This is a genomic window from Microbacterium salitolerans (genome assembly GCF_019720895.1).
Lineage (GTDB): Bacteria > Actinomycetota > Actinomycetes > Actinomycetales > Microbacteriaceae > Microbacterium.
The window spans coordinates 68,907-80,903 of the sequence record NZ_JAHKSH010000005.1 but is presented as its reverse complement, the minus strand read 5'-3'; the positions used below and the strand labels follow the sequence as shown (position 1 = coordinate 80,903).

Genomic DNA, 11,997 nt, shown 5'->3' with positions numbered 1-11,997 from the left:
AGTGTCGAACTCATGAAGATCGGGATCCTCACCTCGGGCGGCGACTGCCCAGGCCTCAACGCCGTCATCCGCGCAGCAGTCCTCAAGGGCTCGCGCAAGTACGGCATCGACTTCGTCGGCATCCGCGATGGCTGGCGGGGCCTCGTCGACGCCGACTTCTTCCCCCTGCAGCGCCGCGATGTGAAGGGCCTGTCGAAGGTCGGCGGCACGATCCTCGGGACCAGCCGCACGAACCCGTACGAGGGCGACCGCGGCGGCGCCGACAACATCAAGAAGACGATGTGGGGCCACAAGCTCGACGGCGTCATCGCGATCGGCGGCGAGGGCACGCTCGCGGCGGCCAACCGCCTGTGGAACGACGGCGTCCCCGTGGTCGGCGTCCCGAAGACGATCGACAACGACCTGCGAGCCACCGACTACTCGTTCGGCTTCGACACGGCCGTGAACATCGCCTCCGAGGCGATGGACCGCCTGCGGACGACGGGCGACTCGCACCAGCGCTGCATGGTGGCCGAGGTCATGGGACGCCACGTCGGCTGGATCGCCCTCCATTCGGGGATGGCGGCCGGCGCGCACATCATCTGCATCCCCGAGGTCCCCCTCACAATCGAGGAGATCTGCGAGCAGGTGGAGAGCGCGAGCGAGCGCGGCCGTGCGCCGCTCGTGGTCGTGGCCGAGGGCTTCAAGCTCAAGGGACAGGAAGAGGCCTACTCCGACAAAGGGCTCGACGCGTTCAACCGTCCGCGCCTGGGCGGCATCGGCGAAGTGCTCGCCCCGATGATCGAGCAGAAGACCGGCATCGAGACCCGCTCGACCGTGCTCGGCCACATCCAGCGCGGCGGGTCGCCCTCGGCGTTCGACCGCGTGCTCGCGACGCGTCTGGGCCTCCACGCCGCCGACGCGGTCGTCGAGGGGGCGTGGGGACAGATGGTCGCGATGAAGGGCACCGACATCGCGCGCGTCTCGTTCGACGAGGCGCTCGGCGAGCTCAACGAGGTCCCGCAGCAGCGATTCGACGAGGCCGCGGCGCTGTTCGGCTGACCCACACGACCCAGCGAGGAGGGGGTGGAGGCGCTGTGCGCCTCCACCCCCTCCTGTCGCGTCGGACTAGTCCCGGATGCCGAGCACGTCGAGCATCCAGGCGAGCTGGAAGGCGCGCTCGTGCCACGCGTTGTATCGGCCGCTCACGCCGCCGTGTCCGGCGACCATCTCGCACTTCAGCAGCACGTCGGCGCCGACCTCGCGCAGGCGCTGCACCCACTTGGCCGGCTCCACGTAGTACACGCGCGTGTCGTTGAGCGACGTCATCGCGAGGATCCGCGGGTAGTGCACGCCCTCGCGCACGTTCTCGTACGGCGAGTACGACTTCATGTAGGCGTAGACATCGGGATCGTGCAGCGGGTCGCCCCACTCCTCCCACTCGATGACGGTCAGGGGGAGCGACGGATCCAGGATCGTCGTGAGCGTGTCGACGAACGGCACGTCCGCGAGCACGCCGCCGAACATCTCCGGCGCGAGGTTGGCGATCGCGCCCATCAGAAGGCCGCCTGCGGATCCGCCCTCGGCGACGATCTGCGCGGGCGTCGTATAGCCGCCGTTCACGAGATGGCGAGCGACGTCGACGAAGTCGGTGAAGCTGTTGCGCTTGTGCGTCAGCTTGCCGCCCTCGTACCAGGCGCGGCCCATCTCGCCGCCGCCGCGCACGTGCGCGATCGCGAAGACGACGCCGCGATCGAGCAGCGACAGGCGCGCTGTCGAGAACGCGGGGTCGATCGAGTGCTCGTATGCGCCGTAGCCGTACAGGTGGACGGGGCGAGGGGCGGATCCGGGGGCGCCGAACGAGCGCTTCCAGACGAGGGACACCGGGATCTCCGTGCCGTCGCCGGCGGGTACCCAGAGGCGCTCCTGGCCGTAGTCGTCGGGGGAGTAGTCGCCGAGGATCGTCGCGCGCTTGCGCAGGTGCAGCTCGTGCGACGCGACGTCGTAGTCGTACACCGTGCCGGGTGTGACGAAGGATCCGAAGTGCAGACGTACGGTCGGCTGCTCCCACTCGGGGTTGCCGGCGGAGCCGGCGGTGAACAGCGGTTCGTCGAACGCGATCTCCCGCACCTCGTGCGTCGCGTAGTCGAGGATCCCGACTCGGGGGATCCCGCCTGAGCGGTACTCGACCACCGCGAAGTCGCGCAGGCAGTCGACGTCCTCGAGGCGCACTCCCTGGCGGTGGGAGATGACGGTCTCTGGCGTCGCGTTCTCGTCGTCTGCCGGAAGGCGGACGAGGGTGAAGTCCTGCGCGCCCTGATTGTGCAGCACGTAGAGCCAGTCGCGCCCGTCGATGACCGCATGGTCGACGGAGTACTCGACGTGCTCGTCGCGGGAGAAGACGGAGATCGAATCGACGTCGTCGCCGCCGGCGTAGAGCCGGGGGACGTCGGCCGTGCGGATCATGTCGACGGCGCTCGTCGTGTTCGACGCCGACACGATCTCGAGGAACTGATCGCTGCGGGTGAACCCCGCGCCGACCCAGAAGGCCTCATCGGGTTCGTGGAAGATCTCGACGTCGTGCTCGCGCGTCGGGTCGCCGACGCGGTGCAGCCACACCCGGTCCGGGCGCCAGGCCTCGTCGACGGTCGAGTAGAGGATGAAGGATCCGTCGGGCGTGAACTGCGCGCCGGCGCCGATCTCCTCGAGCACGTCGGGCAGCATCTCCCCCGTGGCGATGTCGCGCACGCGCACGAGGTAGCGCTCGTCTCCCCGGACATCGACGCCCCAGAGCAGGCGGGATCCGTCGGTCGTCACGCTGAACGCGCCGAGCGAGAAGAACTCCTCGCCCTCGGCCTCGATGTTGGCGTCGAGCAGCACCTGCTCGCCGGGGACGTCCTGCTCGGCGGTCAGATTCGGCGGCGTCCAGTCGTCGGCCGAGGCGATCGGCGCGCGGCACTGCAGGCCGTACTGCTGCCCCTTGATCGAGCGCCCGTAGTACCACCAGTCACCCTGTCGCACGGGAACCGACAGATCGGACTCGCGGACTCGGCCCTTGATTTCCTGGAAGATCTTCTCGCGCAGCGGCTCGAGATGGGCCAGCGCGGCGTCGGCATACGCGTTCTCGGCCTCCAGATGCCGGACGAGCTCGGGCGACTCCTTGTCGCGCATCCACTCGTAGGGATCCACGAAGGCGTCGCCGTGATGCGTGCGCCGCACGGGAACCTTCTGGGCGATCGGGGCGGACGGGCTCACGGGAGCGGATGCGTCGGAAGTCACCCACCCACGCTAGGTGATGCCCGCTGGTCGCGAGCCGCCGATAGCCTGGCCGCATGCAGTACGGCCAGCACGCGCCCGCGGCGCGCACGATCGTCCACGTCAGCGACACCCACCTGCTCGCGGGCGATGCCCGACTGGGCGGCCGCTACGACACGACGGCGAACCTCTCCGCGCTGCTCGCGCGCATCGAGCAGCTCGACCGAGCCGATGCGCTCGTCTTCACGGGCGACCTCGCCGACCTCGGCGAGCCCGGCGCGTACCGGGAGCTGAAGGATCTGGTCGATCCCGTCGCCGCGCGCATGGGGGTCCCCGTCGCGTGGGTCGCGGGCAATCACGACGAGCGCCCCGCCATGCGGCGCGATCTCCTCGGCGAGAAGGCGACCCAGGACGCGATCGTGCGAGCGTGGGATCTGGGTGGACTGCGTCTCATCGCGCTCGACTCATCCGTGCCGGGATGGCACCACGGCGCGCTCGACGACGCCCAGCTCGAATGGCTCGAGGCGCAGCTCGCAGAAGACGCCCCGCGGGGAACGATCCTTGCGCTGCACCATCCGCCGCTGCCGAGCCACATCCCGATGTTCGACATCCTCGAGCTCCGTGACCAGCCGCGCTTCGCGGAGGCGATCGAGGGCTCCGACGTGCGCGCGATCCTCGCGGGGCACCTGCACTACTCGATGAGCGGTTCCTTCCACGGGATCCCGACGTTCGTCGCCGCAGCCAGCTGCTACACGATGGATGTCGCCCGGCCGGCGCGCGAGGTCAACGGCATGGACGCCGGGCAGTCGTTTCACCTGGTGCACGTCTACGACGACCAGGTCACGTCGACGGTCGTGCCGGTCGACGCCGCCGACCCGGCCGCGTTCTTCACGCCGGAGTGGTACCGCCGAGTCGACGCGATGGCGCCGGAGGAGCGACTCGAGTTCTTCTCCCGGAAGCGCGCCTGACGGCCTCGGGAAGAGCAAGGTCCGCGGTGTCTGCTCGGGAAGCTGAGTTTCGCCCCCGAGGCCAGCGTGTCGAGAGGATCCGCGACATACGCTGAACGGCATGGAATCCGCGAAGACGCGAACCGAAACCGACTCCCTGGGCTCGCGGGAGATCCCCGCCGACGCCTATTGGGGGATCCACACCCTCCGTGCACAGGAGAACTTCGACATCACGAAGCGCCCGATCTCGGTCTACCCCGAGCTCATCACGGGTCTCGCGATGGTGAAGCAGGCGGCCGTCCGTGCCAACAGGCAGCTGGGCGACATCGACGACGTGCGGGCCGACCTCATCGATCGCGCGGCCCAGCGGGTGATCGACGGAGAGTTCCACGAGGAGTTCACCGTCGGGGTCATCCAGGGCGGCGCGGGCACGTCGACCAATATGTGCGCGAACGAGGTCATCACGAACATCGCGCTCGAGATGGCCGGGCGCGAGAAGGGCGACTACGCCTACCTGTCGCCGACCGACCATACGAACCGTTCGCAGTCCACGAACGACGTGTACCCGACGGCCCTCAAGATCGGGGTCCTGCTCGCGCACGTCTCGGCGCTCGATGAGCTCGACGAGCTGCGTCGCGCATTCGGGCGCAAGGGCACGGAGTTCCACGACATCCTCAAGGTCGGGCGCACGCAGCTCCAGGATGCCGTGCCGATGACGCTCGGCCAGGAGTTCCAGGGCTTCGCCAACACGCTCAGCGAGGACTGGCACCGCCAGACGGACAACTCGAAGCTCCTTCTCGAGATCAACATGGGCGCGACGGCGATCGGCACGGGCATCAACGTGACGCGCGGCTACGCCGATGCGGTGCGCGTGCACCTCGCCGAGATCTCCGGTCTGCCGCTCCGCACGGCGCGCGACCTCATCGAGGCGACGAGCGACACGGGCGCGTTCATGTCGTTCTCCGGGTCGATCAAGCGCACCGCGATGAAGCTGTCGAAGATCTGCAACGACCTGCGGCTGCTCTCGTCGGGCCCGCAGGCGGGATTCGGCGAGATCAACCTCCCGGCGAGGCAGGCGGGCTCGAGCATCATGCCGGGCAAGGTCAATCCCGTGATCCCCGAGGTCGTCAACCAGGTGGCGTTCGCCGTCGCGGGCGCGGACACGACCGTCACGATGGCCGTCGAGTCGGGGCAGCTCCAGCTCAACGCGTTCGAGCCGGTCATCGCCCACTCGCTGTTCCAGTCGATCATCTGGATGCGCCAGGCCATGCGCACGCTGCGCGTGAACTGCGTCGACGGCATCACGGCGAACACGGAGCGCCTCGGCGCGATGGTCGGCCGGAGCGTCGGCGTGATCACGGCGCTCACGCCGTTCATCGGCTACTCGTCGGCCGCCGCGCTCGCGAAGACGGCGCTGCTCACAGGACGCGACGTCGGCGATCTCGTCGTCGACGCCGGCCTCATGGATCGCGCGCAGGTCGACAAGCAGCTGCGCCCCGAGCGGCTCTCGGGCCTCGAGCCGATCACGACGGCGGTCTCGGTCATCTCCCCGGAGGACCTCCCGTGACACGATGAGAGCCCCGGCCACAGGGCCGGGGCTCTCGCATGTCCGTCGTCAGGCGACTGTGCGGCAGTGGGTCGTCAGCTCGCCGACGCCCTCCACGCCCACCGTCACGGTGGATCCGTCCTGCAGCAGGACCTGCGGCGTGCGCGAGTAGCCGGAGCCGCCGGGCGAGCCCGTCGAGATGAGCGTGCCGGGCAGCAGCGTGATGCCCTGCGAGAGGTGCGAGATGAGCTTCGCGACCGAGCGGATCATCTGGCCCGTCGTCGCGTCCTGCAGCAGCTCGCCGTCGACGCGGGTCCAGATCGAGAGGGCCTGCGGGTCGGGGATCTCGTCGGCCGTGACGACGTACGGGCCGACGGGCGTGAAGCCGTCGAGCGACTTGCAGCGGCACCACTGCGCCTCGGAGTACTGGATGTTGCGTGCCGAGATGTCGTTGACCACCGTGTAGCCGAACACGTGGTCGAGCGCCTCCTCTTCGGAGACGTTCTTGGTGGGCGATCCGATGATGACGCCGAGCTCGGCCTCGTAGTCGACCGATTCGCTCTGAGCACGCGACCACGTCGTGGTGCCCTCGTGGCCGGCGAGGGAGTTGGGCCACAGCGTGAACACCGTCGGGGTGTCGTCGCTCTTGAGGTTGAGCTCGCCCGCGTGCGCGCCGTAGTTGAGGCCGACGGCCATGATCGACGGGGGAGCGGTGACGGCGGCCGCGAACGTCACGTCGGCGGTCGGGGTGCGCTCGCCGGAGAAGGCATCGCCCGCCGAGCGGACCGCATCGAGAAGCGCGGATCCGCCGGCGAGCAGCTGCTCGAGCGTGCGCGGGCCGCCGTCGACGAGCTGCGCGACGGGAAGCACCCCGGCGTCGGTGACGTGGGCGAGTTCTGGGGCATCGGCGCCGGGGAGGCGCACGTGGGCGAAACGCATGGTCACCAGCCTATCGGCGCGGCCGGTGAGACTCCCGCGTGCGTGCGGGAGGAATAGGATCGCGAGGATGCCGCACATCCCTCGCACCTCCGGCGCGCAGCCGAGCTATCAGAGCGCTTTCGCCCAGCCCCTGCATGCGCCGGGCGCCCCGATCGGGGAAGCGCCCGCGGCCGAGCCGCACATCGCCGTCGCCCCGCGTCCCGAGCCCGAGCTGGTCCGCCAGGGGCGTCGCGTGTGGCCGTGGCTCTGGGCGGTGCTCGGGCTGTTCGCCGTCGCGACGATCGCGTTCTTCGTCGTGAGCTACGGACTCGTGGCGCCGGTGATCCCGTTCCTCCTGGCCCTCATCCCGTTCGCGGCCGTCGTCCTCGCGCTCGTCTGGCTCGATCGCTGGGAGCCGGAGCCCCGTGCACTCCTCGTGTTCGCCGCCGCCTGGGGCGGCGGCGTGTCGATCATCCTCACGCTCATCATCGGCACGGCGATCGCGATCGTCTGGCCCGAGGTCCTCGCGAGCTCCTGGTTCGGACCGGTCGTGCGCGCGCCGATCGTCGAAGAGCTCCTCAAGTGCATCGGGATCCTCCTCATCCTCGCGATGGGGCGCCGCACGTTCGACGGCGCGCTCGACGGCATCGTGTACGGCGGCCTCGTGGGGGCCGGCTTCGCATTCGTCGAGAACATCAAGTACTTCGTCGACTCGCTCTTCCTCGGCGGCATCTCGGACATGACGCACACGTTCTTTCTGCGCGCCGTCCTGTCGCCGTTCGCGCACATCATGTTCACCGCCGTGTGCGGCTTCGCAGTGGGACTGGCGGTGCGGCGCGGGAAGAATGTGCTTCTGCCCTGGCTGGCGGGACTCGCCGGGGCGATCCTCCTGCACATGATCTGGAACGCGTCGTCCGTCTTCGCCGGCTTCCTGATCCCGTACGTCGTGGTGCAGATGCCCCTGTTCGCCATCTTCGTGACGGGCGCCATCCGGATCCGCCGCGAAGAGCTGCGCATCCGTCGCGTCGCGCTGGACGACTACGTGCGGGCGGGGTGGTTCACTCCCCAGGAAGCCGACATGCTGTCGACGCGCGCGGGGCGCCGAGCCGGGCTCGCCTGGGCCGCCACGCTGCCAGGCGGGCGGCGCGGCGTGCTCAAGCGCTTCATCCACGACGGCGCGAGGCTCGCGGGCGCTCGACATCGCGCGCTCACGGGGCGCGACCCGAAGGCGGCGTACGACGAGCACGTGCTGCTCGCGCGCATGATGCGGCGACGGGCAGAGCTGCTCGCGCCGGCTGCACGGTGACGCGCCGGATCTCGACATCGAGAAATCCGTTGACAACCTGTGCTGCGAGGCGCATTCTGTAGTCATAGACCAGCGCCTCGAGAGTCCTCCGGCATCGCCGAGACCCGGGCGCTGGTTCTCTGTGTGAGGGCGTTGCGAGGGTATGGATCCGCTGAGGGATCCGGCTCGGTCCTTTGACGCCGTGCGCGCCAGCAGGTTGGATGGAGTCCATGACTGCAGACCGCACGAAGCCCGAGTTCGACGCCCCCGAGGGGCCCGCGCCCGCCGAGCTCGAGATCCGCGACATCATCGTGGGCGATGGCGCCGAGGCCAAGGCCGGCGCGACCGTGACGATCCACTACGCGGGCGTCGACTACGACACGGGTGAGGAGTTCGACTCCTCCTGGAACCGCGGCGAGCCCGCGCAGTTCCCGCTCGGCATGCTCATCAAGGGCTGGCAGGAGGGCATTCCCGGCATGAAGGCCGGCGGACGCCGTCAGCTCACGGTGCCGCCCGAGCTCGCCTACGGAAACGCCGGGCACTTCCTCAGCGGCAAGACCCTCATCTTCATCATCGACCTCATCGAGTCGGCCTGACGCAGGTGAGACAGGGGCGGGTCCGGATCCTCCGGGCCCGCCCTTCGTGCGTCATCGGCGTGTTGCGGACTGTTTCAGTTGTATTCACTTGACTTGATTTCCATGCGCATGCATGATTATTCTGTTGCTCGTCACCGCGACCAGCGGATCCGACCCCGACATCGTCAGGAGCACTCATGACACTCGACATCCCCGGCTACAAGGCAGGCACCTACGTTCTCGACCCGGCCCACAGCGAGGTCGGCTTCGAAGTCCGCCACATGATGATCTCGAAGGTCCGCGGCCAGTTCGCGGTCAAGGAGGCGACGATCACGCTTCCCGAGAACGTGCTCGAGGCATCCGTCGCGGCGAAGGTCGAGGTCGCCTCGATCGACACGGGCGACGACGGGCGTGACGCGCACCTGCGCGGCGAGGACTTCTTCGACGCGGAGAAGTTCCCTTACATGACGTTCGAGAGCACGGCAGTTCGCGCCGATGGCGATGACGTCCTCGTCGACGGCGACCTCACGATCAAGGGCGTGACCAAGCCCGTCACGTTCGAGCTCGAGCTCGGCGGCTTCGGCACCGACCCATGGGGTAACTACAAGGCCGGCGCGACGGCTGTGGGGAAGATCGACCGCGAGAGCTTCGGGCTGACGTGGAACGCATCGCTCGAGACCGGCGGCGTCCTCGTCGGCAAGGATGTCAAGATCACCCTCGACCTTCAGGGTGCGCTGCAGGCGTAGGCATCGCGAGGATCCGGATCCCCGTCCCGCTTCGGCGGGGCGGGGATCCGTCGTCTGGGAGGACTCTGGGGGCGCAGGTGGCCGTCATGGGGTATTCTTGAGCAGTTGCCGTTTCATCGGCCGCGGATAAAGAGAGCTCGTCGCATCAGGTGACGGGCGCCGCGCAACGACACGAAAGGGGATCGTTCTATGGCACTGGAAGCAGACGTCAAGAAGTCGATCATCGAAGAGTACGCGACGCACCCCGGTGACACCGGATCCCCCGAGGTGCAGGTCGCTCTCCTGACGCGTCGCATCAGCGACCTCACCGAGCACCTGAAGGGCCACAAGCACGACCACCACTCGCGCCGTGGCCTGTTCCTGCTGGTCGGCCAGCGTCGCCGCCTGCTCACGTACGTGCAGAAGACGGACATTCAGCGCTACCGTGCGCTGATCGAGCGTCTCGGCCTCCGTCGCTGAGCACCAGGTGGTGAGAGCGCACCAGCGTTCAATCTGACTTCTGAGAAGCCGTCCCACGGTGTGGGGCGGCTTCTTCGTGCGTGCAGGCGACTCCCAGGGGTGGGCGCGGAATACTCTCGACGTCTCGACGTTGACTCATGTATATTCAGTCGCATGAACTTTCGCGGATCCACCCGCGACGAAGGGAAGCACACCATGAGTGAGCAGACAGCGGGAGCCGAGAGCTGGAAGGGCATGCAGTTCGGGCTCTTCTCCGTCAGCGACATCACGCGCAACCCCGTGACGGGGCAGACGCCGAGCGAGGCCGAGCGGATTCGCGACATCACGACGATCGCGAGGCACGCGGAGGAGGCCGGTCTCGACGTCTTCGCGATCGGCGAGCACCACAATCCGCCGTTCTTCTCGTCGTCGCCGACGACGACGCTCGCGTACATCGCGGCGCAGACCGAGCGCATCATCCTCTCGACGGCGACGACGCTCATCACGACGAACGATCCCGTGAAGGTCGCCGAGGACTACGCGATGCTGCAGCACCTCGCCGGTGGGCGCGTCGACCTCGTCATGGGGCGCGGCAACACGGGGCCCGTGTATCCCTGGTTCGGAAAGGACATCCGCCAGGGCCTTCCCCTCGCGATCGAGAGCTACAACCTGCTGCATCGACTCTGGCGCGAGGACGTCGTCGACTGGGACGGGAAGTTCCGCACGGCGCTCAGCGGCTTCACCTCGACGCCGCGTCCACTCGATGACGTGCCGCCGTTCGTGTGGCACGGATCCATTCGCACGCCCGAGATCGCCGAGCAGGCCGCTTACTACGGCGACGGGTTCTTCGCGAACAACATCTTCTGGCCGAAAGAGCACTACCAGCGGCTCATCGACCTGTATCGCCAGCGGTTTGCGCACTACGGTCACGGCGCTCCCGAGCAGGCGATCGTCGGTCTCGGCGGGCAGGCGTTCATGGCGAGGAACTCGCAGGACGCCGTCGACAGGTTCCGTCCGTACTTCGACAGCGCACCCGTATACGGGAACGGTCCGACGATGGAGGACTTCACGGAGATGACGCCCCTCACCGTGGGATCTCCGCAGCAGGTGATCGACCGCTACGCATCGATGCGCGAGACTTTCGGTGACTACCAGCGCCAGCTGTTCCTCATGGACCACGCGGGCCTGCCGCTCAAGATGGTGCTCGAGCAGATCGACTTCCTCGGTGAGGACGTCGTCCCCGTACTTCGCCGGGAGCTGCGGAAGGATCGCCCGGCGAACGTCCCCGACGCCCCCACGCACGCGCGTCGCGTCGCCGAGAAGTACGGCGACGGGCCGGCGCGGCAGCCGCGTCCGAACGACAACCGCGGCGACAACGTGACGGGCGGCTCTCCGTACCAGGATGCGACCGCGCAGCCCGAGGTCTCCGCGTTCGGGAAGGCGGCAGACCGGTGACATCCGAATCGGTGCGGATCTCCGTCGTCTCGGCAGGGCTCTCGGACCCGTCGTCGAGCCGCATGCTCGCCGACAGGCTCCTGATCTCGGCGACGCACCAGCTGGGCGAGCGCGGCATCGAGGCCGCAGCGAGCGTGCATGAGCTGCGCGACGTGGCCCACGACATCACGAACAGCATGCTGACCGGCTTCGCTCCGACGGCGCTCGCCGAGATGAACGCCGACGTGTCGGCGGCCGACGCGCTGATCGTCGTGACGCCGATCTTCCAGGCGGGATACTCGGGTCTGTTCAAGAGCTGGCTCGACGTGCTCGACCGCGACGCGCTCGATGGCACACCCGTTCTCATCGGTGCCACCGCGGGAACGCCGCGGCACTCGCTCGCGCTCGACTACGCGATCCGCCCCGTCCTCACGTACCTGCACGCCGAGCCCGTGTCGACCGCGGTCTTCGCGGCGAGCGCGGACTGGGGGGAGAGCGCCGATCAGGTGGCGCCGCTGCAGAAGCGCGTCGACCGCGGGGCGCGCGAGCTCGCGGAGCGCATCGTCGGCGGAGCTCAGGAGCGTCGAGCGGATCCGTACAGCCCGGAGGCGTACCTCGGCGAGGGGGGATCGTTCGCGGACCTGCTGACGAACCTGCCGCGCGGCTGATCCGCCGCAATCACGCTCGAAATTGTTCGACTCGGACCCAACCGGATTGAACGTGTTCGTTTCCCTTGACCGGTGTCCGGGCGTGCCCCTCTACTGGGGCAGGCAACGACGCAGTTGCCCGCGCGACGCCTGAGCGACGGCGCGGCCGTGCGGCGGCGACGACGCCGCCCGTGACACGCAGAGGGAACGACATGACACGACCATGC

General features: G+C 68.5%; 11 protein-coding genes. 9 read left to right on the top strand and 2 right to left on the bottom strand.

The window, feature by feature from the left end; all coding sequences use genetic code 11:
- Positions 1 to 12: 12 nt before the first annotated feature.
- Complete coding sequence (locus tag KOL93_RS12360) at positions 13 to 1,041, top strand: 6-phosphofructokinase (protein ID WP_221585702.1); 1,029 nt, start codon at positions 13 to 15, stop codon at positions 1,039 to 1,041.
- A 66-nt stretch (positions 1,042 to 1,107) separates the two neighbouring features.
- Here the strand turns inward: KOL93_RS12360 and KOL93_RS12355 are convergent, their stop codons facing one another.
- On the bottom strand, positions 1,108 to 3,258 hold the full coding sequence (locus KOL93_RS12355; RefSeq protein WP_221585700.1) for a S9 family peptidase: 2,151 nt from the start codon (positions 3,256 to 3,258) through the stop codon (positions 1,108 to 1,110).
- A gap of 53 nt (positions 3,259 to 3,311) precedes the next feature.
- Between KOL93_RS12355 and KOL93_RS12350 the strand changes: the two genes are divergently transcribed.
- Both KOL93_RS12350 and KOL93_RS12345 read left to right on the top strand, forming a co-directional pair.
- Positions 3,312 to 4,202 carry a phosphodiesterase gene (locus tag KOL93_RS12350; RefSeq protein WP_221585698.1) on the top strand — a complete coding sequence of 297 codons (891 nt, stop codon included), beginning with the start codon at positions 3,312 to 3,314 and terminating at the stop codon, positions 4,200 to 4,202.
- A 100-nt stretch (positions 4,203 to 4,302) separates the two neighbouring features.
- On the top strand, positions 4,303 to 5,748 hold the full coding sequence (locus KOL93_RS12345; RefSeq protein ID WP_221585697.1) for an aspartate ammonia-lyase: 1,446 nt from the start codon (positions 4,303 to 4,305) through the stop codon (positions 5,746 to 5,748).
- 48 nt (positions 5,749 to 5,796) lie between these two features.
- Here the strand turns inward: KOL93_RS12345 and KOL93_RS12340 are convergent, their stop codons facing one another.
- Entirely contained in the window at positions 5,797 to 6,666 is an 870-nt protein-coding gene (locus tag KOL93_RS12340) for a fumarylacetoacetate hydrolase family protein (protein ID WP_221585696.1), read from the bottom strand.
- Positions 6,667 to 6,733: 67 nt separating this feature from the next.
- Between KOL93_RS12340 and KOL93_RS12335 the strand changes: the two genes are divergently transcribed.
- From KOL93_RS12335 to KOL93_RS12310, 6 genes are all read left to right on the top strand, one after another.
- On the top strand, positions 6,734 to 7,951 hold the full coding sequence (locus KOL93_RS12335; protein ID WP_221585695.1) for a PrsW family intramembrane metalloprotease: 1,218 nt from the start codon (positions 6,734 to 6,736) through the stop codon (positions 7,949 to 7,951).
- Between the two features lie 209 nt (positions 7,952 to 8,160).
- Positions 8,161 to 8,526: an FKBP-type peptidyl-prolyl cis-trans isomerase gene (locus tag KOL93_RS12330; protein WP_221585694.1), complete on the top strand. Its 366-nt coding sequence runs from the start codon at positions 8,161 to 8,163 to the stop codon at positions 8,524 to 8,526.
- 176 nt (positions 8,527 to 8,702) lie between these two features.
- Positions 8,703 to 9,251: a YceI family protein gene (locus tag KOL93_RS12325; RefSeq protein WP_221585693.1), complete on the top strand. Its 549-nt coding sequence runs from the start codon at positions 8,703 to 8,705 to the stop codon at positions 9,249 to 9,251.
- 189 nt (positions 9,252 to 9,440) lie between these two features.
- The gene (gene rpsO / locus KOL93_RS12320) at positions 9,441 to 9,710 is read left to right on the top strand and encodes a 30S ribosomal protein S15 (protein ID WP_221585692.1); all 270 of its coding nucleotides are present in this window, start codon (positions 9,441 to 9,443) and stop codon (positions 9,708 to 9,710) included.
- Positions 9,711 to 9,905: 195 nt separating this feature from the next.
- Entirely contained in the window at positions 9,906 to 11,144 is a 1,239-nt protein-coding gene (locus KOL93_RS12315) for an LLM class flavin-dependent oxidoreductase (RefSeq protein ID WP_221585691.1), read from the top strand.
- The gene (locus KOL93_RS12310; RefSeq protein ID WP_221585689.1) at positions 11,141 to 11,791 is read left to right on the top strand and encodes a CE1759 family FMN reductase; all 651 of its coding nucleotides are present in this window, start codon (positions 11,141 to 11,143) and stop codon (positions 11,789 to 11,791) included. Before KOL93_RS12315 ends, KOL93_RS12310 begins: the two co-directional genes overlap by 4 nt.
- Positions 11,792 to 11,997: the final 206 nt, after the last annotated feature.

What these genes read in the sequence shown, in the direction of transcription:
- KOL93_RS12360 (WP_221585702.1), top strand. Translation starts at nt 13, where the DNA reads ATGAAGATCGGGATCCTCACCTCGGGCGGCGACTGCCCAGGCCTCAAC.
- KOL93_RS12350 (WP_221585698.1), top strand. Translation starts at nt 3,312, where the DNA reads ATGCAGTACGGCCAGCACGCGCCCGCGGCGCGCACGATCGTCCACGTC.
- KOL93_RS12345 (WP_221585697.1), top strand. Translation starts at nt 4,303, where the DNA reads ATGGAATCCGCGAAGACGCGAACCGAAACCGACTCCCTGGGCTCGCGG.
- KOL93_RS12340 (WP_221585696.1), bottom strand. Translation starts at nt 6,666, where the DNA reads ATGCGTTTCGCCCACGTGCGCCTCCCCGGCGCCGATGCCCCAGAACTC.
- KOL93_RS12335 (WP_221585695.1), top strand. Translation starts at nt 6,734, where the DNA reads ATGCCGCACATCCCTCGCACCTCCGGCGCGCAGCCGAGCTATCAGAGC.
- KOL93_RS12330 (WP_221585694.1), top strand. Translation starts at nt 8,161, where the DNA reads ATGACTGCAGACCGCACGAAGCCCGAGTTCGACGCCCCCGAGGGGCCC.
- KOL93_RS12325 (WP_221585693.1), top strand. Translation starts at nt 8,703, where the DNA reads ATGACACTCGACATCCCCGGCTACAAGGCAGGCACCTACGTTCTCGAC.
- rpsO (WP_221585692.1), top strand. Translation starts at nt 9,441, where the DNA reads ATGGCACTGGAAGCAGACGTCAAGAAGTCGATCATCGAAGAGTACGCG.
- KOL93_RS12315 (WP_221585691.1), top strand. Translation starts at nt 9,906, where the DNA reads ATGAGTGAGCAGACAGCGGGAGCCGAGAGCTGGAAGGGCATGCAGTTC.